The 21,277-nt window shown below is 30.7% G+C and carries 24 protein-coding genes; 12 read left to right on the top strand and 12 right to left on the bottom strand.

Annotated features, from left to right (window positions below):
- The first annotated feature begins 49 nt into the window (after window positions 1-49).
- Window positions 50-469 carry a hypothetical protein gene (locus tag Q9969_RS07145; RefSeq protein WP_305515632.1) on the top strand — a complete coding sequence of 140 codons (420 nt, stop codon included), beginning with the start codon at window positions 50-52 and terminating at the stop codon, window positions 467-469.
- Between the two features lies 1 nt (window position 470).
- Here the strand turns inward: Q9969_RS07145 and Q9969_RS07140 are convergent, their stop codons facing one another.
- Entirely contained in the window at window positions 471-1,100 is a 630-nt protein-coding gene (locus tag Q9969_RS07140) for an SAM-dependent methyltransferase (protein ID WP_305515630.1), read from the bottom strand.
- Between the two features lies 1 nt (window position 1,101).
- The gene (locus Q9969_RS07135; RefSeq protein ID WP_305555802.1) at window positions 1,102-1,641 is read right to left on the bottom strand and encodes a metallophosphoesterase; all 540 of its coding nucleotides are present in this window, start codon (window positions 1,639-1,641) and stop codon (window positions 1,102-1,104) included.
- A 116-nt stretch (window positions 1,642-1,757) separates the two neighbouring features.
- Between Q9969_RS07135 and Q9969_RS07130 the strand changes: the two genes are divergently transcribed.
- Entirely contained in the window at window positions 1,758-2,849 is a 1,092-nt protein-coding gene (locus tag Q9969_RS07130) for a formate--phosphoribosylaminoimidazolecarboxamide ligase (protein ID WP_305555799.1), read from the top strand.
- An 8-nt stretch (window positions 2,850-2,857) separates the two neighbouring features.
- On the opposite strand, the gene Q9969_RS07125 is transcribed toward Q9969_RS07130, so the two are convergent.
- From Q9969_RS07125 to Q9969_RS07115, 3 genes are read right to left on the bottom strand one after another with little or no spacing between them, the layout of a single operon-like run.
- Window positions 2,858-3,256: a hypothetical protein gene (locus tag Q9969_RS07125; RefSeq protein ID WP_305555796.1), complete on the bottom strand. Its 399-nt coding sequence runs from the start codon at window positions 3,254-3,256 to the stop codon at window positions 2,858-2,860.
- 16 nt (window positions 3,257-3,272) lie between these two features.
- A complete protein-coding gene (locus tag Q9969_RS07120; protein WP_305555793.1) occupies window positions 3,273-3,641 on the bottom strand; it encodes a DUF5518 domain-containing protein in 369 nt (122 codons plus the stop codon).
- Window positions 3,642-3,700: 59 nt separating this feature from the next.
- Window positions 3,701-6,298, bottom strand: coding sequence for an ATP-dependent helicase (locus tag Q9969_RS07115; protein ID WP_305555790.1), 2,598 nt, complete (start codon window positions 6,296-6,298; stop codon window positions 3,701-3,703).
- Window positions 6,299-6,606: 308 nt separating this feature from the next.
- Between Q9969_RS07115 and Q9969_RS07110 the strand changes: the two genes are divergently transcribed.
- The 3 genes from Q9969_RS07110 to Q9969_RS07100 all read left to right on the top strand — a co-directional run bounded on the left by Q9969_RS07110 (window position 6,607) and on the right by Q9969_RS07100 (window position 8,347).
- On the top strand, window positions 6,607-6,867 hold the full coding sequence (locus tag Q9969_RS07110) for an SDR family NAD(P)-dependent oxidoreductase (RefSeq protein ID WP_305555787.1): 261 nt from the start codon (window positions 6,607-6,609) through the stop codon (window positions 6,865-6,867).
- Entirely contained in the window at window positions 6,860-7,378 is a 519-nt protein-coding gene (locus tag Q9969_RS07105) for an SDR family oxidoreductase (RefSeq protein ID WP_305555784.1), read from the top strand. Before Q9969_RS07110 ends, Q9969_RS07105 begins: the two co-directional genes overlap by 8 nt.
- Before the next feature lie 120 nt (window positions 7,379-7,498).
- Entirely contained in the window at window positions 7,499-8,347 is an 849-nt protein-coding gene (locus Q9969_RS07100; protein WP_305555781.1) for a HEAT repeat domain-containing protein, read from the top strand.
- Here the strand turns inward: Q9969_RS07100 and Q9969_RS07095 are convergent, their stop codons facing one another.
- Window positions 8,348-9,175 (bottom strand): carbon-nitrogen hydrolase family protein, encoded by an 828-nt coding sequence (locus tag Q9969_RS07095; RefSeq protein WP_305555778.1) that lies wholly within the window; start codon window positions 9,173-9,175, stop codon window positions 8,348-8,350.
- Between the two features lie 41 nt (window positions 9,176-9,216).
- Window positions 9,217-9,921, bottom strand: a complete 705-nt coding sequence (locus tag Q9969_RS07090; protein ID WP_305555775.1) for a PsbP-related protein — start codon at window positions 9,919-9,921, stop codon at window positions 9,217-9,219.
- Window positions 9,922-9,990: 69 nt separating this feature from the next.
- On the opposite strand from Q9969_RS07090, the gene Q9969_RS07085 reads away from it, so the two are divergent.
- Window positions 9,991-10,470 (top strand): hypothetical protein, encoded by a 480-nt coding sequence (locus Q9969_RS07085; RefSeq protein WP_305555772.1) that lies wholly within the window; start codon window positions 9,991-9,993, stop codon window positions 10,468-10,470.
- Here Q9969_RS07085 and nucS read toward each other — a convergent pair.
- Window positions 10,467-11,249, bottom strand: coding sequence for an endonuclease NucS (gene nucS / locus Q9969_RS07080; protein WP_305515596.1), 783 nt, complete (start codon window positions 11,247-11,249; stop codon window positions 10,467-10,469). The two genes, Q9969_RS07085 and nucS, sit on opposite strands and share 4 nt — an antisense overlap.
- Window positions 11,250-11,370: 121 nt before the next feature.
- On the opposite strand from nucS, the gene Q9969_RS07075 reads away from it, so the two are divergent.
- The 3 genes from Q9969_RS07075 to Q9969_RS07065 all read left to right on the top strand — a co-directional run bounded on the left by Q9969_RS07075 (window position 11,371) and on the right by Q9969_RS07065 (window position 13,686).
- Window positions 11,371-12,312: an alpha/beta fold hydrolase gene (locus tag Q9969_RS07075; protein WP_342765959.1), complete on the top strand. Its 942-nt coding sequence runs from the start codon at window positions 11,371-11,373 to the stop codon at window positions 12,310-12,312.
- Window positions 12,313-12,320: 8 nt separating this feature from the next.
- Window positions 12,321-12,593, top strand: coding sequence for a DUF5750 family protein (locus Q9969_RS07070; RefSeq protein ID WP_305515591.1), 273 nt, complete (start codon window positions 12,321-12,323; stop codon window positions 12,591-12,593).
- Window positions 12,594-12,699: 106 nt separating this feature from the next.
- Window positions 12,700-13,686, top strand: coding sequence for an alpha/beta fold hydrolase (locus Q9969_RS07065; protein WP_305515589.1), 987 nt, complete (start codon window positions 12,700-12,702; stop codon window positions 13,684-13,686).
- Window positions 13,687-13,716: 30 nt separating this feature from the next.
- On the opposite strand, the gene nadA is transcribed toward Q9969_RS07065, so the two are convergent.
- Genes nadA through rnz form a run of 3 tightly spaced genes read right to left on the bottom strand, consistent with a single transcriptional unit; the run spans window position 13,717 to window position 16,279 of the window.
- Window positions 13,717-14,628, bottom strand: coding sequence for a quinolinate synthase NadA (gene nadA, locus Q9969_RS07060; RefSeq protein WP_305515587.1), 912 nt, complete (start codon window positions 14,626-14,628; stop codon window positions 13,717-13,719).
- Between the two features lie 8 nt (window positions 14,629-14,636).
- Window positions 14,637-15,371 carry a mechanosensitive ion channel domain-containing protein gene (locus Q9969_RS07055; RefSeq protein ID WP_305555767.1) on the bottom strand — a complete coding sequence of 245 codons (735 nt, stop codon included), beginning with the start codon at window positions 15,369-15,371 and terminating at the stop codon, window positions 14,637-14,639.
- 5 nt (window positions 15,372-15,376) lie between these two features.
- Window positions 15,377-16,279: a ribonuclease Z gene (rnz, locus tag Q9969_RS07050; RefSeq protein WP_305515582.1), complete on the bottom strand. Its 903-nt coding sequence runs from the start codon at window positions 16,277-16,279 to the stop codon at window positions 15,377-15,379.
- Between the two features lie 69 nt (window positions 16,280-16,348).
- On the opposite strand from rnz, the gene nadC reads away from it, so the two are divergent.
- Window positions 16,349-17,173, top strand: a complete 825-nt coding sequence (gene nadC, locus Q9969_RS07045; RefSeq protein ID WP_305555764.1) for a carboxylating nicotinate-nucleotide diphosphorylase — start codon at window positions 16,349-16,351, stop codon at window positions 17,171-17,173.
- Here nadC and Q9969_RS07040 read toward each other — a convergent pair whose 3' ends face one another.
- Window positions 17,174-18,694: a DEAD/DEAH box helicase gene (locus Q9969_RS07040; RefSeq protein WP_305515578.1), complete on the bottom strand. Its 1,521-nt coding sequence runs from the start codon at window positions 18,692-18,694 to the stop codon at window positions 17,174-17,176.
- 198 nt (window positions 18,695-18,892) lie between these two features.
- Between Q9969_RS07040 and Q9969_RS07035 the strand changes: the two genes are divergently transcribed.
- Both Q9969_RS07035 and Q9969_RS07030 read left to right on the top strand, forming a co-directional pair.
- Window positions 18,893-19,231 carry a hypothetical protein gene (locus Q9969_RS07035; protein WP_305555761.1) on the top strand — a complete coding sequence of 113 codons (339 nt, stop codon included), beginning with the start codon at window positions 18,893-18,895 and terminating at the stop codon, window positions 19,229-19,231.
- A gap of 46 nt (window positions 19,232-19,277) precedes the next feature.
- On the top strand, window positions 19,278-20,855 hold the full coding sequence (locus tag Q9969_RS07030; protein ID WP_305555758.1) for a hypothetical protein: 1,578 nt from the start codon (window positions 19,278-19,280) through the stop codon (window positions 20,853-20,855).
- Window positions 20,856-21,277: the final 422 nt, after the last annotated feature.

The raw sequence follows: 21,277 nt of genomic DNA, 5'->3' as shown, positions 1-21,277 counted from the left end.
ATTAATTGATATAGTAATAACAAATAAATTTTTATTTATTGGGATTAATATGAGGAAATCTAGATTAAGCTTATTTAAATCCACCTCCATGTTAATTTCTGTTGTTGGAATTATTATGATAATTGCTACAGTTATTGTAGTTGCATATGTAGGTTATAGTGTTGTTTCCACCGGAATTACAAATGAAATATCTTCCGGTACTCAATATGATGAACTTGCACAGTTGCAATCTGAATATAATAATTTATCTGCAAAGTTTGATAGTATTAAAGCCACTTACTATGCGGGTGGTGCTGATGATGTTAAAATTTATAATGATGCTAAATTGGAGTTAACAAGGGCGAATTCAGCTATTGAAAATGTTCAAAGCGCTCTTGATGCAGATAAACCATCAAATGAAGTTGACAGTAGGATTGATTTTGCAAAGGAAAAACTTAAAACTGCTAATAAAGCATATAATGATCTTTAAATTATTTTTTTCTCTTTTTTTTATTAGGCATATATTCTAGTCCTACAACGTACATTTCAGAACTTTTTTTACGTGATGATGGAGGTTTGGTGGTTCTAACATGTCTGAATTTGGATTTAAGTGAATCTAACATATTTTTATATTCGGAACCTTGGAATACTTTCATAACTAAATTGCCTTTTTCTTCTAGGATGTTTTCAGCTATTTCAATAACCACATTAACTAAATCAATTGATCTGAGCTGGTCGATGTTTTTAATGCCGCAAAGTGATGGAGCAGCATCAGACATTACCACTTTAGCTTTTCCACCAATGATTTCCATTATTTTTTCCTGAACTTCGGGAGTTGTGAAATCTCCTCTGATTCCATAATAATTTTCTTCGGGGAATTTTTTAAATCTATTTAAGTCAACTCCAACAACAATTCCCTCTTCACCTACTTTTTCCAGTGCAACTTGTGACCATCCGCCAGGTGCTGCACCTAAATCAACCACTGTATTGCCCTCTTTAATAAGCTTGTACTTTTTATCTAATTGTTTAAGTTTATAAGAGGCTCTTGAACGATAATCTTCTTTTTTAGCTTTTTTATAATATGGATCATTATGTTTTTCCATTTGCCATTTGCTTCCCATTTCAATCCCTCGGATATTGGTCAAAATCAAGTGCGCTACATACTGGTGAGCCAATTTTAACAATTTCAACATCAACTTCTTCATTATTAATTTCAAGTAACATAACAGTTCTGTCTGCAAGCCTTGGAACTATAGGACTTCCAGGATTCAATAGCAATATTCCATCTTTTTGTTCTATTTTTGGTTGATGTGAGTGTCCTGAAACCAGAATGTCAACATTTAATTCTTTTGCCAAGTATAATAATTGGCTGCTATCTGCTCTTGGGTACACTTCTCCATGTATGAGGCCAATTTTCAGACCTTCTGCTTCAATAACTTTTGCTTTTGGTAGGTCAATTCCATTAACTCTATCCATATTTCCTTGAATTGCCATGACTGGAGCTATTGTTTCTAATTCTTCAATTACTTTTGGAGAAGTTAAATCTCCTGCATGTAATATTAATTCAACTTCACTAAATGCTTCCATTACTTTTTGAGGCAATACTTTTGCTCTATCTGGGATGTGTGTATCTGAAATTAAACCAATTAACATTTTTTCCAATCCTTAATTATTCAATTTAATTATATGTTTATTATCCTTTTTAAATTTTTAAATAACAAATATTATAAATTGTTAAAAACATATTTATAAACACCATTCTTTTAGGAGAAGATAAAATGGGAGAAGTTAAAAAGGAAGATATTTTAAATATTTTGGCTAATTATGACAAAAGTGAAATCACAATAGCTACTCTCGGAAGTCACACTTCTTTACATATTTTGCAAGGTGCAAAAGAAGAAGGATTTAGAACCGCTATCGTTTGTGAAAAAGGAAGAGAAATTCCATATCAAAGATTCGGAGTTGCAGATGAATATATAATCGTTGATGAATTTAAAGACATTGTCAATGAAGATATTCAAGAAAAACTCCGAGCAATGAATGCAATTGTTGTTCCTCATGGATCTTTTGTTGCATATGCCGGCCTTGATAATGTAGAAGACAAATTTAATGTCCCTATGTTTGGAAACAGAGACGTGTTAAGATGGGAAGCAGAAAGGGATAAAGAAAGAGCACTGTTGGTTGAGGGTGGAGTTAGAATTCCATTTAAATATGACGGTCCATCTGAAATCGACCGCCCAGTTATGGTTAAATTCCCAGGTGCAAGAGGTGGAAGAGGTTACTTTGTAGCATCCTCTACTGAAGAATTTAATGCAAAAATTGAATCTATGAAAGCACGTGGTTGGTTAGATGACAGTGATGTAGAGGCGGCGCACATTGAAGAGTATGTTTCGGGTTGTAATTACTGTATACATTATTTTTACTCATCACTTGATGATGCTGTTGAATTAATGGGTATGGATACAAGATATGAATCCAGTATTGACGGTTTTGTAAGAATGCCTGCAAAAGATCAGTTAGACATTGATTTAAGCCCGTCTTATGTTGTAACTGGTAACCACCCTGCTGTCATTCGTGAGTCATTACTTCCTCAAGTATTTGAGATGGCCGATAAATTAACTGAAAGTGCTAAAAAATTGGTTGCTCCTGGATTAAACGGACCATTCTGCATGCAAACATTAGTGAATGATAATTTAGAAGTAATTTGTTTTGAAATTAGTGCAAGAACTGATGGTGGAACTAACACATTTATGAACGGTTCTCCTTACTCCTACTTAACTTATGGTGAACCAATGAGCATGGGTAGAAGAATTGCGGTTGAAATTAAAAAAGGCATAAAAAGAGATGAATTAGAAAAAATAATAACATAAATTTGTTATTATTTTTTGTTTTTATTTTTTCCGATTTTCTGTTTTTTTTCGTATTCCTCTAATGCTTTTACACGACTTCTTTTTGTCCATGCACCAACAAAACCAACGAAAGCACCTACAACAATGATTAAGATGGTTAAACCCATCATTCCGTTTTCAGTTAAGAAAATTCCACTAAATTGACCCATATATCCTTTGAATGTTAAAGCGATAATGGGTGTTGATGCGATTGCTCCTATAATGGCTCCCATTTTCAGGTCATTTTGACCGTATCCAGCATATAAAAGACCTATTGCTGAGAAAGGATAAAACCAATCCCAAAATTGCCATCCAAATATAATAAATGCAGCAGCTATTGCGGCTCCAAATACCAATGATTTCATATTAAAATCTACGAATTTATTCATTTCATATCTCCAAAAATTAATTTTTAGAAGCTAATGCTCCTCCAACGGCTCCTGTAATTCCCATTACAATTGCATAATAAATTAATGATTCAATAATTGTGATTATGCTAGCGACTCCAGAGAGTGTGAATCCGGTTAATCCTCCAAACATTCCTGCAAAACTGCCTCCAAATGTTACAATTAAAACAAATAATATTGCTGCAATAATTGTACCTAAGGCTCCTGCAACAGCAGCATTCCAAAGTCCACTTAATGCTCCAGAATGAGCAATGTATCCTGTAATGAATCCTACAATTAACAATCCTACAAATTCATAATGTGCGAAAAATGATTTTACAGCAACAGCAAATATGAATCCGATAAATACTGCACTCCATTTAGTCATATTATCACCTTTTTAATTAATTATTTAACATCATTTATAATATGTTTATCTTTTGACTTTTAATAAATATCTTTTAGTTTATCTTTAATTTGCTCAACGATTGCTTGATGCATTCTTTTTGTAAATTCGTTTTTGTCATTTTGATTTAAGATATCTAAGTATCCTTGTGAAACTAAATTAAATGCAAATGGACTTGGAATAACAGTGTCTATTGTTTTAATTTCTAGCTCACCACTATCGACAATTTTGATAACTTTTAAGGCATTTTTAACATCCATATAATCTTCCATTGCTTCTCTTCTAGCTTCTTTTAGAATTGAGAAATCCTCATCCATGCCTTGAACGAACTTAAGTAATATTTTTCCTCTAACTTGTTGGCGACCAACTGATTTAGATTCTCCCTTATATTTTCTAAGTGTCATCAATGATCTTCCAGCACAATGTCTAAAGCGGGAAGCTAATGTTTCTGTTTTATTTAATGAATTTGATAATATTTGCTCGAAATTTTCAGGAGTTAATTTTTTAAATGACTCCAGTCCTCCAATAGTGCCATCTGAGCTTAAATAAAAACCATTGTCTGATATTGAAATGGTAACATTGGTATTGTATTTTTGAGCAACAACATAAGCAACTGCACGGGATAGTGCATCATTGACTTTTCGTCCGAATAATGAATGAAATATTACAAATTTCCTCCCTCCGAATCCTTTATAGTATTCAATTAATAACCTTCTATTGGATGGAATTCTAGCATATTTGTATTGTTCGACAAAGTATTCATATATTGAATTGGCTGCAAATTCATCTACATATAAATAATCATAGATAAATTCCATGATTTCTTCTTTACTTTTCCTATATTCAAATTTAGAGTCCATAAACGATCTAAATTTTTGTATATCCATTGCAAGGTCAAATGATAGTGGCAGTTGTTGTGAAAACCATGAAGGTATTGTCGGAGGTCCGCTTGCAGGAGTTACATTTATAGTCATTCCTTTTCCATAATTGAATCGATATGTTCTACCTCCCAAAACGAATGTGTCTCCTTTTTTCAGTCTCTCCATAAATGACTCTTCAATTTTACCAACTGTTTCACCATCATATTTAACAAGCACTCCAGATGAATCTGGTATTGTTCCAATATTTGTCGAATAAAGCATTCTGGCTAGCTTTCCTCTTTTTCCAAAGGTATTTTCTTTATAATCAATCCAAATTTTAGCATAAACATAATGTTCTTCAAGTTCAGGATATTCTCCAGCAAGATAACTCAATACATTTTCATAATCATCTCTTGTTAGGTCTTTATAACAATAACTCTTCCTTATCACGTCATATGCATAATCAATATCCCATGGATTTTCAATACTCATTCCGTAAATATGTTGGGCCAATACATCAAGACAGTTTGTTGGTATCGTGATTTTATCAATTTTACCTTCTTTTGCATTTTTTAGAAGAACTGAACATTCTACTAAATCATCACGGTCGGTTACTATGATTTTTCCATGTGATTTCTCATGTAGCCTGTGTCCGCTTCTACCGATTCTTTGAAGAGCTCTTGCAACTGATTTCGGCGAGTTTATTAAAACTACAAGATCAATATATCCAATGTCAATGCCAAGTTCTAGGGATGTTGATGAAACGACAGCTTTTAATTTTCCTTCCTTTAGTTTATTTTCTGTTTCAAGACGTGCTTCTTTTGAAAGTGAAGAATGGTGAGCCATGATATTGTCATTATCATAATTCATCGGATACATTTTCTTTAAATTATAAACAAAACGTTCTGTTCCACTTCTTGTATTTGTAAATATTAATGTGGTCTTGTTTTCCTGAATTAAATCATCAAGCAAGTCATACATTCCAAGTCGTATGTCTTCTTCATCAGCAAGTACAATATCGCTTACTGGACACATTACCTCCATGTCAAGTTCTTTTAAATAGTTTATATTAACTATTTTGCAGTTTCGCTCTACTCCATATTCATAACCTACTAAAAATCTTGCAACTTCTTCAATTGGACTTACTGTTGCTGATAGGCCGATTCTTGTATATTGTCCAATTAGGTGCTGCAGCCTTTCAAGAGATAAACTTAAATCTACTCCTCGTTTATTTTCAGCTAATGAGTGAATTTCATCAACAATAACATATTTCACATGACTTAATTTTTCTCTAAATTTAGGGGCCACTAGTAAGATTGATAATGTTTCAGGGGTTGTAATTAAAATGTGCGGCGGTTTTTTAAGCATTTTTTGTCTTTGATATTGGCTTGTATCGCCGGTTCGCACCGTTTTTCTTATTCCTAAGTTCTGACCAGCTATTTTTTCAATTTCTTTTAGGGGTTCGTCTAAATTTTTTTCGATATCATTATCTAATGCTTTTAGGGGTGAGATGTAAATGCAGTAAACTTTATCTTCAAGCTTTTCTTTCTCAGCAAGACTTGTTAACTTACTGATTACTGATAAAAATGCTGTTAATGTTTTACCTGAACCTGTTGGTGAAGATATAAGTATGTTATTGTTTTTGTGGATATCTATGATCGATTTTTTCTGAGCGGGTGTGAAATCTTTGAATTGGGATTCAAACCATTGTCTAACCCATGGGTGAAGTGTTTTGTAAATTTGTTTTTTTGAATATGTTTTGTTTTGCTCTTCAATCATTTAATGTTCCCCGTCTTTTACTAACATTTTTTATTTTATTTGTGTCAATTTATTTAATATTATTGTATCTTTTTATAATTGGGGTATTATTTTTAAACAGTTTTTTGTCAAATTCAAATACTTGGGTGTTCATAAAAATTATTAATTGTATTCGTTATGGGACTGTTTATTTTTAGGAATATTTTTTAATATTTTTTATAATTTATTGGATTTAATTTCTATATTTACGAAATAAATTAAATAAAAATAGTTAAATACTTTAAATTTTAAAATAATTAACATAGCCTTATGCCTAAGTGGAATGTTAAATGAAAAACTATTTTGATATAAAAGATAAAGTGGCAGTAATAACCGGTGCTTCATCTGGACTTGGCTGGCAAATTGCACAGGCATATGCAAGTCAAGGTGCTAGATTAGCATTATTTGCAAGAAGAGAAGAAAGATTGTTAGAAAACGTAGCTGAAATAGAAAAAGAATATGGAGTTGATGCTATCTATGCTGTATGTGATGTAGGAGATTATGACAGTATAACTGCGGCGGTTGCAAAAGTTATGGATGAATATGGGTAGGATTGATATTTTGGTTAACGCTGCAGGTATGGGCAATAACAAAATGGTTACTGATCAATCAAATGAAGAATGGGAAAGACACATTCACATTGATTTAAGTGGTGTATACTACATGTGTAAAGCTGTTGGGGAAATAATGATTGAACAGGAATATGGTAAAATCATTAACATTGGTTTAATCCACTCAAGAGTAATCTTCCCCGGTGGAGGAATTAGCGCATACTCATCTGCTAAAGGTGGAGTAATGAACTTAACCAAAAACTTAGCAGTAGAATGGGCCAAATACAATATTACTGTAAACGCTATTGGTCCTGCGGTATTTGAAACTGAATTAACTGTAGCTTCTATTGAAATGGATGGATTCATGGACCTCATTGCAGCATATTGTCCGGCAGGCCGCTTAGGTAAACTTGGTGAATTGGATGGTATTGCAATTTACTTGGCCTCTGATGCATCAAGTTTCTGTACTGGTCAATTAATCTGTATTGATGGTGGATGGACAGCTATTTAGATAAGGGATTTTTTCCCTTATTTTTTTATTTCAATAACATATTTATAATTGATTTAACTATTTTTAATGAAATTTAAGTAATGGGTATTATTATATATTCTTAAAATCTAATTATTTACTATGTCAAATTTAAATTTTAATGATACTATTAACGATTTATCAAATGAGGATGTCAGTATCAGAAAAGAAGCTGTCGAATCATTAGTTGGCATCACTGATGAGGAAGCAATTGAACCATTAATTAAAGCTACTACTGATGACAATGCCCAAGTCAGATTTAAAGCTGCTGAAATATTAGGAAGTATGGGTGAGGTGGCTGTTGATAAATTAATTGATGAATTTGAAAATGCAGAAGGTAAAGATAAACGTTTCCTTGCATTTGCACTTAAAGAAACTGAAAATAAAAAAGTCATTGATTCTTTTGTCAAATCAACAGAAGACGAGGACTTTGGAGTTAGAAAGGTTGCAGTACGTGCACTCGGAGAACTTCAAGCTGAAGATGAACTAGATTTCATTGCTAAATGTCTTGATGATGAGGATTGGGGAGTTAGACTTGCAGCTATTCAAGCATTAGGAGATCTTGCAACTGAGGAATCTATTAATCTAATCAAAGATGCAAGAAAAGCTGAAAAAGATAAAGACTTCAAAAAATCATGCAATAAAGCCATTAAAAAAGCTCAAAAAAGACAAAAAGCAAAAGCAGCTGGTGAAAGTGTTGCAAAAGTTATTCCAATTAGCACAATTAAAGAAATGGAAAAAACTAATCTTCAAAAAGCTATCAAGGAATATGAACGTTACGTTGAATCAAAACAGGATAAAGATGCTCCATATAAAAGATTATGTATTTTATACAGAAAAGCCAATGACTATGATAATGAGGTAAGGGTCATTGAAACAGCAATTGAAGTATTTTCTGATAATGATAAAAAATTAGAGTACTTCACGAAAAGATTAGCCAAATTAAAATAGTTATTTGCAAATAACTTCATATAAATCTTTTCTTTTATTTTTTAAAAGGGGAATTTCCTCTCTTACTTTTTTTATTTCATCTAAATCGATTTCGCAAAATATCAAATCTTCTTTTTCATTTGACTGGACAATAACTTCGCCCCATGGATTTGTGACAATTGAATGGCCATAACTGTGGTAACTTGCATCTTTATTTAGTGCAGGTGCAACGCCTATGCAGAAAACTTGGTTGTCAAGAGCTCTTGAACGGAATAATAACTCCCAATGGGCAGGGCCAGTTGCCATATTAAATGCCCCTGGATAGAAAAGAAGCAATGCCTTATTTTCAACCATAATTCTTGCAAGCTCAACAAAACGAATATCATAGCAAATTCCAATGCCTATTTTGCCGAATTCTGTATTGGCGATTGTAAATTCGTCTCCTGCAGTCAATACATCTGACTCTTTAAAAGTAATTTGGTCTTCAATGTCAATGTCAAAAAGATGCATTTTTCTATGTTTAGCTATTATTTCGCCTTTCCGGTTAAATAAATAGCTAGTGTTGTATAATCTGTCTGATTCTCTTTCAGGAATTGATCCAGCTAAAATATAAACCTCATTCTTCTTTGCTAATGCTGAAATTTTGTTTAAGGTGGGGCTGTCTTGCTCTTCTTCACTATATTCAATAAATTTATCATTAGAGTAAGGACAGTTAAACATTTCAGGTAAAACTATAAAATCAGCATTATTTTTAACACTTTCTTCTATCATCAAGCTAGCTTTTTTAATATTCGCCGCTTTATTGTCTATGACATTCATTTGACAAAGTGCAAGTTTAATTTTTGTCATATTGAAATTTAAAAATAAAAAAAGTATGATTTAAATCATACTTAAGCAATATCAGCAGAACTAATAGTGCTTTCAATATCTTCAGAGGAAAGTGAGTTTTCAGAGTCTCCAGTTATTTTAAAGACATGTAACTTTCCATCACTAAACATAGAAATATACCTAGTATAATCACCATCAGCATTTTCTAAAAGAATATTTGATGCGTTTCTACCATCTAAAGTTATTGTTTCAACAAGTTCGACATAATTTCCATTAGTTTGAGCAGTACTAATTCTATTTTGAGTTATTTCCTTTAAAGAGTTAGAATCATTACTTACATTATAATACTCAATGGTTACATTATTTTTATTTTGGAAAAAGATAGCTCCAGGATGCTCTATATCGGTCAGATTGATTGATTTCCAACTGCTAGGATATTTAAATGAAAAATCGCCGGAAGTATATTTAAGCATATCATTAGATTGAATAAGTGAATTAGAATTATTTTGATTATTTGATCCGGTCAATACGATTCCACAAATAACAATTAAAGTTATAGCTATTATAATTCCAATAATAAGTTTACGTTGTTTAATGATACTTATTGTATCTTCATCATTGGAATTTTTTTCAACTTTAGGCTCTTTTTGGAAAATATCTTCGCTTTTCGGGGTTACAACTTTCGGTTTTGGAAAGTTATAACCACAATTTCCACAAATAGGAGCACCATCATAACTAGGATTTCCGCATTCAGGACATTTTTTCACAGATTAACCTCCATTAAAAGTTACATTTATTATTTATTGTATAAAAACATATTTAATATATGTGATATTATGGATGATGATAAAATTATCAATCTTGATGATATAAATTATGCAATTTACAAAATTGGTGATTGGAAAAACCATTATGAAGTTAATCAAATTGGTTTATCAAAAGAAATTCCAGTTACTAAAAACACAATAACCCATATTAAATTTTCTATGGATGAAATTAGAAGTTCTGAATTTTCTGTAGATGATAGAAAAGTTAATGGATTTGTAGCTATTGCCTTACACTTAAATCCAACAGTTCAGGAAATGGAATTAGATGATGTTATTGAATTAGAAAAAAATGAATATGAAACTATCTTGTCTGAACTGGACAATCTCGATGTTTTAAATGAGGACGGGTCTGTTTCTCTTGAAAGTGAAGATTACCTTATTTACAAATTAGAAAAAAACTGCCATGTAACTATTTCAATTCCGGCAAATGAGTTTACTAAACACTATTTTGATAATGAAATAAAAAAAATTGAAAAGGCATTAGATTAAAAGAAATCCAATGTTACTTTTTTGTCTCTTTTAAGCTCACGAGGGGGTTCAACTGATACAAATTCAATGCCTTCCTCTTCAATCATTTCCAGTGCGTCATCCATAAGGGATGGTGCAACAAGCAGTCCTCTAATTTTTTTCTTTTCAGCTTCAACTTCTCTTAGATAGTCATTTTCAGTATTTTCCATGTCCTGAATGTATCGTCTAAGTTGCTTTACAGCAGTAACTCCGGCTTTGCGAGCTTTTAGTTCTAAAATCATTAAATTATTGTCACTATCTTTTCCTAAAATGTCTATAAATCCATGTTCAACACTATATTCACGAGCAGTGGGTGTGAAACCTTCTTCAATTACATGTGGTTTATCCATAATCATGTCTCCCATGTCTTTTTCATATCCTGCCTGTTCAAGTTCTTCAAAGTCTTCAATATTTGCATAGTTGATAAATTGGGTTTGTCTTATTTCCACGGTTAATAATTCTTTAGGGGTTCTTCTATGACTTTCAAGGAATAAATTATCGTTTTTAATATATGCTCTTGTTCGAGATTTTGGCGGTTGCCAATTAACGGGTTCTACCTTTTTTTCTTGATGAATTAGGAATGCTCCATCTGGCTTAATCAGTATTATGCGTTCGCCCCAGTTAAGCTCGCTTAAAGCTCTTCCTTCATAATTGACTTTACAACATGCAAAAATCATGATTGTTGCCTTTTTTCTAAGAGCCTCCTCGATTAAATCATATGCTTCTTGACAAGTTGGCTTTTCTAAAATTTTATATTTCATCACAATTAACATTGTTTAGTTTAATTTAAATAATTTGTTTTTCATAGATTTATACATTATTTCAGGAGGAATTCAAATTTACGACGAGGAATATTTTGAAAGTAAAAATGAATATTATACTATGGATTCATTTGAATTTAAAAGTGGAAAAGTCTTAAATGATGTTAAAGTTGAGTATATGACTTTTGGAACTCCACTATATGATGATGAGGGTTTAATTAAAAATGCAATTATTTATTGCCATGGGTCTCTTGGCAATTATTCCTCAATGAAGAAAGTAGCTCCATTAGTTGGTGATGGTGATGTTTTTGATGAAAACAAATATTTTTTCATATCTTTAACTGCTTTAGGATCTCCAGCATCATGTTCTCCTTCAACTACTGGATTAAACAGTAAATTTCCAAAATATTCCATTCTTGATGTTGTTAATTTCCAAAAACAATTTTTAGTTGAAAAATTTAATATTTCCCATGTTTTAGGAATGATTGGCAATTCCATGGGAGGTTTTGTTAGCTTAACCTGGGCTATTAATTATCCTGACTTTGCAGATTTTATAATTGTTGGTGTTAGTAGTTATAAAGTAGCGGGTCATGATTTTATCCTTTCAAAATTTGTTGATGAAATCATAACCTCTGACCCGGATTATGCTAAAGGTAAAATGACTTATTCTCTACTTAGAACCCTGAGAATAGCTAATTTAGCTGAATTTAACTTTGGACTTTCTAAAGAATCATTGAGGGAAATGTCTAATATGGAATTGGCTAGTGAATTTGAAAATTTCGGCAATGAGATGATGGATGTTGACATTTATGATTTAAAATATTGTAATGGATCCTGCATGGATTATGATGTTGAAAATGAGCTAGATAAAATCAAATCTAAGGTTTTAATAATTTCTTGTAAACAAGATCCTCATTTTCCACCTGAACTTGATGCAATTCCAATGTCTGAGATGATTAAGGATTCACAGTTGATTATAATGGATTCTGATTTAGGGCATTTATGTTTCAATGATCTTGTGAGTATTTCTGATGAATTAAAAGAATTCATGGATAAATTTTAGGTGATATTTTGGATGTAAAAATTACTGATTATGGTCAGGGTGAGGTTAATTTTGTTGAATATTCGGTTTATAATTTATCTCAAGGGCAATTGCAGGGTTTAAATGAAAATCTTGAAGAAGAAAGTAAAATTGCTGGTGATGTTCTTGTAATTAAAATGTATTTTGAAGATGAATTATATCCTTTTCAAAGTGATGTTGCAAAATTCAGATTTGATGATTTTAAAGCACGTGAAGAAATTGAAATGTTTGTATTTTTAAATAGTTTTTTAGAGGATTTATGAATACTTTTGTGCATTATTGTTTATTTTTACTTTTTATTTTTATTATGGATAATTATATATAATTCGTTTAATATTATAATTAATTAAATGTATTTGGAGGATTAATATGGTTTATAATGAGGTATTTATTGATTATGACAAGTTTATTATAGATGAATTTGAATTTGAATCTGGAGATATATTAAACGATGTTGATGTGGAATATTTAGCTAAGGGCACTCCAAAATATGACGATGATGGAAATATGACTAATGCAATCGTTTACTGCCATAGTTTCAATGAAAATTATTCTTCATTAGATAATCTTTATCGTATTATTGGTGAAGGTAAAATTTTCGATTATGATAGTTATTATTTTATTTTTGCAACCTCATTGGGGTTTCCAAATTCTTGTTCACCATCAGTTACTAATTTAAAACATAATTTTCCAAAATATACTATTAAAGATCGTGTCAATTTCAAAAGGCAATTTCTAAAAGAGCGATTCAACATTGAAAGGGTACATGGTATTATGGGACGGGGATTGGGAGGATATGAAGTATATACCTGGGCATGCGAATATCCGGATGAAATGGACTTTATAATGATTTCCGGCAGTTCCTATAAAACAAACGGATATAGGTATGTGATTTCCAAATGCATGGACAGTATTTTAGATTTATCTGATGATTTTTATTCTGATGTATATACTGATTCATTATCCAGAATGATGGTTTCTATTAATAGATTATTATATTCGAATTATTTTTCTAAAAGAATGTTTCAAAAAATGTCTAATGATGAAATTGATGTGTTGATGGATGATTTTGTTGATGAAGGATTATTTGTAGATGTATATGATTTCAAATTTAGAAATGATGCAATTTTAGAATATAATCTGGAAGATAAGTTAAAAAATATAAAAACAAATGTGTTAATCGTCGGCACTGATAATGATGTGTATTATGCTCCAGAATTTGATTTATTGCCATTAGAGGATTTAATTGAAAATTCAAAAGTAGTATTGTTTAAATCATCTGATAATTATCAAGAATATGATGAACATCCAATTATTGATGATGAATTGAAGGAATTTTTAAGTAATATAAAATAAGAAATAAGTAACTAGTTTAAAACTAGCTATTTAAACGTTTAACATGTTTTCCACTGCTTTTCTAGATTTGTCGGCCACATCTTTAGGCAATGTAACTTCTGGAGTTTCATTTACAAGTGAGTCTCTAACTTTTTCAAGAGTATGAAGTTTCATAGTCTCGCAGATAGCTCCTTCAAGTAAAGGATATAATTTTTTGCCCGGAACCTCTGAATTGATTCTTGTAATCATGTCAATTTCAGTTCCAATAACAAATTCTTCTTTATCACTTTCAGCAATGTGTTTTAACATTCCACCAGTGGACATTACTTCATCACATGCATTCTGAACTTCAATTTTACATTCGGGGTGGCAGATTATCTCTGCATTTGGATATTCTTTTCTTTTAAGTTCCACATCTTCAACTGCAAATAATCTGTGAACATAACAGTAACCGTCTTTTGGAACATAAATTATTTCTTTATCAACTTTTTCCGAAACATGGGTTCCTAAGTTTTTATCAGGTCCAAATAGGATTTTATCATGAGGTAAGCTTGTTGCAACTTTAACTGCATTGGCTGAAGTGCATAAGGTATCCGCATGTTGTTTTGCTTCAGCAATACTGTTTACATAAAGGATAACTCCTGCATCAGGATGTTTTTTCTTAGCTTTTAATAATTCTTCTTCTGGAAGCATATGGGCCATTGGACATTCAGCTTCTAGTGTTGGTATGATGATTTTTTTATTGGGATTCAATATAAATGCGGTTTCTGCCATGAAATCAACACCACAAAATACAACTAAATCTTTATCATCAATTTCAGAAGCTTTTATGCATAATTCTAATGAATCTCCTAAAAAGTCTGCAATTTCTTGAACTTCTTTTGGTTGGTAGTTGTGCGCAAGTATAATTGCATTTTTCTCATCTTTTAATTCTAAAATTTCTTCTTGAAGGGAACTACTCATCTTTCCACCTATTCAATATAATTTCGTATGTCATTTGTAATTATTATTTTATATTTGTCTTTATCATTAAAATTATTTACCCAAAAAGATACTTTCACTTTACTTTGTTTAAAATTAATTTCTTTTGCATAAACATTGGGTTTGGGATAACTAGAAATGTCCTTGTGACTTTCCATTTTTTCAATGATATAGGCTTTAAATTCTTCAATATCAATATTTAGGGGCAATCCTGCAAATATATCCACTCTATACTTTTCAGGAGTTTTATATTGTAAGTAAGGATTATTTGTCAAAGTAGAATTTGGAACAATATTTTTAACACCTATGTCATTAACAATAAGGGTTGATCTAAGTGAAATTCTTTTGACAATGCCTTTTTCACCATCAATTTCAATGGTATCTCCGACCTTTACACTTTTGCCTATAATCAAGATTATTCCGGAAAATAAATTGGAAATAATGTCTTTTGCAGCAAAGCTCACTGCAATACCTACAATACCTAAACTTAATAATGTTCCTGCAAGATTAATTCCAAAAAATTGTAAAATAACTATTAATGCTATGAAATAGATTACATAATCAATAATATCTGTTATAAGGTACATTGCAGTTTTATCTTCTTTAAATCTTTCCATTTTATTCATTATTCTGGCAATAATTTTAGTTATTATTAGGGTTGCCATAATAACAATTATTGTGCAAACTAAAGTCATAATTGGGTCATTAATAGTTGGAATGTTCATAATAATCATTTAACTTCAATTTCTAATAAGTCATAAGCTAATTTAGTATTCTTAAAGACTTCTTTGGCTTCTTTTAACATGATATTTTCATGTTCTTTAGTATATCTGGTACTAATATGGGTTAAAATCAACTCTTTGCTGTTTGATTCACGGGCAATGTATGCAGCATCAACTGATGTGGAGTGTGAGTGTTCTACTGCGTTGGCATTTTCTTCCTGTATGAAAGTTGATTCATGTATAAGTAATGTGGAGTCAAGAGCAAGCATGATCATCTCTTCGCAAGGTCTTGTGTCTCCAGAATAAGTTACTTTAATTCCTTTTCGTGGTTTTCCAAGCACTTGTTCAGGTTTTATGATTTCGCCATCGACTTCAACTTCTTCACCGTTATGCAGGAGTCCAAAAGCGGGACCTTCAGGAACGCCTAATTCAAGTGCTTTTTCACGTAAAAATTTAGGCTTCTTTTTCTCTTCAACTGCATAAGCAAGTGTAGGTACATTATGCTTAACTCTTTGTGCTTGAATAAAATACTTGTCATTATCTTCGATTATTCCAGTGTTTATTTCCCTAAATTCAACTGGGTATTCAATTGCGCAATATCCTAGAGAATAAATTGCGTCTTTTAATTTATGCAATCCTTTTGGTCCATAAATTGTTAATTTAGATTCTCTACCATTTAAGCTCATAGACTGGAGAAGCCCTGGAAGGCCTAGAATATGATCGCCATGATAATGGGTGAGAAATATTTTAGAGATTTTCATTGGACTTATATTGCTTGAAATTATTTGTTTTTGAGTTGCTTCACCACAATCAAACAGCCAGGTTTCTCCAAAAGCTTTAAGGGCAATTGATGGGTGATTTCTTTCTTTTGAATGGACTGCCGATGAAGTTCCTAAAAATGTTATTTCCATAATGTAATCACTTTTATATTTATTGAAATAATATATATTCATAGTTATATTAACTTTTTAGGTGATTTTTTGGACAAAATTATTGAGTATATGCTGGTTGAAGATGAAGGATTTGGTGATATAACATCTGATGCGGTAGTTGAAAAAGGCAAAGTTGTAAATGCAGTTATTGTATCAAAAGATGATGGTATTTTAGCAGGTATTGATATTATTAGAGATTTATTTGAAGAACATGGTGTTAAAGTCACGTTCTGGTTAAAAGATGGAAGTAAAATATCTCCTGGTGATGTATTAATTTCGTTGATTGGCGATGCAAGAGCTATTTTGCTTTTAGAGAGAACTGCACTAAATTTGTCAATGAGGATGAGTGGGGTAGCAACTGCAGCTAATTATTATGTTAATTTAGTAAATAATTCTAATGTTAGAGTTGCCGGAACACGCAAAACTTCACCAGCAATTTCTAAATTTGATAAATATGCTCTTAAAGTTGGAGGTGCAGATACTCATCGTTTTAGCCTAGATGACATGGTTTTAATTAAAGATAATCATATTGCAACATGCAGTTCCGCTTTAGATGCTCTGTTAAAGGCAAAGAAGAACACCAGCTTTTCTAAAAAAATAGAAATCGAAGTTGAAACACATGAGGATGCAGTTGCATGTGTTGAAAATGGTGTTGATATTGTAATGCTTGATAACATGTCTTCAGATGAGGTTAAGAGAGTGATTGATGAGTTGAATAATTTAAACATTCGTCAAAATTCATTAATTGAAGTTTCAGGAGGAGTCATTGATGAAAATATAATGGATTATGTCGATTTGGGTGTAGATATTATTTCTATTGGAGCATTAACTCATTCATCTAGGAGCCTTAATTTTAGTTTAAGGTTTGATTAGTTACAGTCTTAAAGTTAAAGCTTCTTTCAACTCTTCATTTGTCATTTCTGTAATGAAAGTTTCATCATTGCTTATTGCCTTTTCGGCCAAATTTAATTTATTTTTACTCATTTGATCAATTACCTCTTCAAGGGTTCCTTTAGTAATGAACCTATAAACCATCACATCACTTTTCTGACCAATTCTATGTACTCTGTCTGTTGCCTGGTTTTCTATTGCAGGATTCCACCATAAATCATAATGGATTACATTTTGTGCGGCTGTTAGGTTCAATCCAACACCTCCGGTTTTCAGTGTTGCAACTAAAATCTTAAACTCTTTGTTTTCTTGAAAATTAGAGATCACTTCAGCTTTTTTTTGTTGTGTTAATGAGCCATGTAAGAATAATACATTGGTTTTTAGCTTTTTAGAAACTAATTGTTCTATGATTTTGCCCATTTGGGCATATTGGGTAAAAATAATTACTTTTTCATCTACATCTAAAATATTTTCTAAAATCGTGATTAACAATTCCATTTTTCCTGATTCATTAATTTTAGGATTGTCGGATTTGAGGAATTGTGAGGGATGATTACATACTTGTTTTAAACCAGTTATTATATTTAAAATAATTCCACGTCTTTCAATACCGGTTTTACCTTCTAAATCTTCAAAAATACCCTCCATTATTGCATTGTATAATCTAATTTGTTTTTTTGTCAGACTACAGTAAATGTCATTGATGATTTTATCTGGAAGTTCCTCTTTGATGTTGTCATCAGTTTTCAGTCGTCTTAGAACAAATGGTTTTGTTATTGTTTTGAATTTTTCTAATGTTTTTGTCTCTTCCAGTCTTTCAATTCTCATAACATAATTAGCTTTAAAATTATCTAGACTTGATAAATATCCTTTGTTTACAAAATCAAATATTGACCAGTAATCTGTTAATTTATTTTCAATTGGTGTGCCTGTTAGTGCAACCTTGTTTTCAGCTTTAATACTTTTAATTGCTTTTGTTTGTTGGGTATTGGGATTTTTAATGTTTTGTGCTTCATCAATAACACATATGAACCATGTTTTATCTTGGAATATGTCTAAATCAAGTCGGATTACTCCATAAGAAGTCAAAATGAGGTCATATTCTTCAAGAGGGAAAGTTCTGTTTGTTCCATGATATATGTAATAAGTTAATTCTGGTGTGAATTTTTTAATTTCATTTTCCCAATTGGACAATAATGTTGGTGGAACAATTATTAGTGAGGATTTGTTTTCTAGGGAATTAACTTCTTTAAAATGAAGAATTGCACTTAGAATTTGTAACGTCTTACCAAGTCCCATATCATCAGCTAAAATACATCCAAAGTTATATTTAACATTTTGAACCAACCATGAATAACCTATTTTTTGGTATGGTCTTAACTCACCAGTTAATGATTTTGGAACTTCATATGCTTTAGAATTATCAATCAATTTTTTGAATTTTTTAAAATCATTCGTGTTTTTTAATTGATTTTTAATTAATCTTTCAGATTCACAGTCCATATTTTTGTTCTCAATACTTATTTCAATCAAATATATAATTTTATTGAATTAAATATTTTTATATTTGCAAATATTTAAATATGGATAATAATTAAAATAAATGTTAGTAAAGTAAATTTGATAATTTTTATTTTACGTTTTGGTCTTTTTTTATATAATGGGATGTTAAGGCCAGAATTAAATGTAAGGTGGGATTTAATGAAAATTAAGACAATTTTAGTAATATTTTCAATATTAATTGTTATTTTGTTTAGTTTTGGTCTTGTTTCTGCTTCAACAGAGGTTAATGATAATTTAACATTGCAATATGGTGCAACAGATGAAATTGGTATTGATGAATCCCATTCTTCTTTGAATGTTTTAACAACACAGAAAGATACTGTCCATGTGATTAATCAGATAAACTTTAAAATGTATTTTGATGATTCAAATACTTTAAAAAGTAATTATGGTGGCAGTATTTTGACTTTTGATGGTAAATTTAATGACAAAGGTGTTATAACCATTAATTCATCTGATACTAATTATTGGACGTAATGCATTGTTCAATAATACTGTTTTTAACCTGAAAGCTAATGGGATTATGTTAACTAATTTACATTTTGTTTTGGATAAAGATTTTGTCGAAAATGAAGGTGCATGTATTTTAGTTAGTGCTAATAATGTCACAGTTTATAATGTTAATATTAATTATATTGTTCCTAAGAATGTCACTGGTTTTGGAATTTATTCTAATGGTTTAGATGCTAAATTAAGTGGTGTTAAATTAGTCAATAATACTGTGAATATGCAGGGTAATGCTTTACTTGGTGGTTATAATTATGGGATGGTTTTGACAAATACTATTGATGCTATTGTTTCAGGGAATATAATTAATTGTTCATTGCCTTTAAGGGCTGTTAATTGGATGGCTGAGATTTATGGAGGTATTAGCATGGATGCTGTTGCAGGTTTTGCTGCAGATTCATGTAATAATTTAAGATTATCTGATAATCATATTCGTTGTGTTGTTAATGGTGTTGCTCAAGGAGAACCTACTTTAGATGCCGTACTTATTTATGCTTGTCATAATTCTACAATTGAGAGAAATACCATTTTAGAAAATGATTATATTACTCGTAAAGGTGATGTTAATTATTTATATGGTTTGGATTTGTATTTGTCTAATAATGTTGTGATTTATGGTAATAATATTCATATTCGTACTTCTGGCGGTAAAGAGACTCATGGTACTGCTTATCCAATTCAAGTAACAGGACAAGCTGAAAATATTCTTATAGCTTTTAATAATCTTAGCAGTTATAGTAATGGTCCAAATATCGGTATTTATTCTCAAAATTATTACGGTAAAACTCATATTGATATTATTAGTAACTTTATTAATGTCACCGGTTTTGCTAGTAAACATAGTTGGGCATTAGTTGCTGGAATTGAAGTTCAAGATTCTGATGATAAAATAATGAATAATACTATTATCGTTGGTACTGTGAATAAATTTGAGAGGGGTTTCAATGTTTATGGAATTAGTTATTCACAGACCACTAGTGGTGATCATAAGTATATTCAATATAATAATGTTTCAACTAATAGTGATCTTGCGGTTGCATTAAAAAGTGGTGGTGGTTCTTCTGTTAGTGATTTTATTATTGCAAACAATATTTTAAATACTCGTAAGTATGGAGGTAATCGTGCTGCATATGTTTATGGAGGATCAGGAAATGTTGTTGTTAATAATACTGATGGTTCTAAGTTTGTTCGTAAAATGACCAGTGATGATTATTCTGATAATTTAAAATTTTATCTTAAAAATCCATTTAAAGGTGGTGGCTTATCATTAGGCTGGCTTGATAGTAATGGTAATTCTATCGGAGGCAAGGGTGATGATAAAGGTAATTCTATAAATAATGGGAATAATGGTTTGACTAATAAGAAGAATATTTTTGGAAATAATCATAATAACAGCAAATCACAAGCAAAAGTCGGCAATTCTAATTCAACACATTATACTTATGGGTCTTCTGGTGAAAATATTGCTAGTGCTTCTTCATCTTCTGGTGCAGGCAGAAGTAGTGATCAATCAGATGTTGATGATTCAAAGTCTTATGAAGTAAATAAAAAAATTGAAAGTGACAATATAAAGTATATTCAAGTAATTGCATGATTGCATTGGTATTAATATTAGTAATCATGGGGTATAGAATAAAAGAACACAAAGAAGAATGATAAAATTAAATTAAAAAAGAGATAATAACATTTATTATAACTTTTTTAAAACTATTTTTTTATGCGATGTCCGTGTTTATTTTTTTTCATTATTTGTGATTGTTTTCTTTTTTGTTGTTAAAATTCGATATTAAATTTAATAAATTCATATTATTGGCAATACTTAAATATAATCTGGTAAAACATAAATTAAACATCTTTAATCATATGAAAACAAGATGATTTCATTTTCAAAAAAATTTTCATTAAAATGTTTTCCAGATATTTTGGGGTTTATTTTTATAATTTAAAGCAATTAAATTGATTATAGAGAAATAATTTAGTGCATAATCAAAAAACAATTTAACCTTGTAGAAACCC

Origin of the sequence: Methanobrevibacter sp. V74 (genome assembly GCF_963082495.1) — an archaeon.
GTDB lineage: Archaea > Methanobacteriota > Methanobacteria > Methanobacteriales > Methanobacteriaceae > Methanocatella.
The sequence above is the reverse complement of the archived record's forward strand: the minus strand, read 5'-3'. Positions and strand labels throughout refer to the sequence as shown.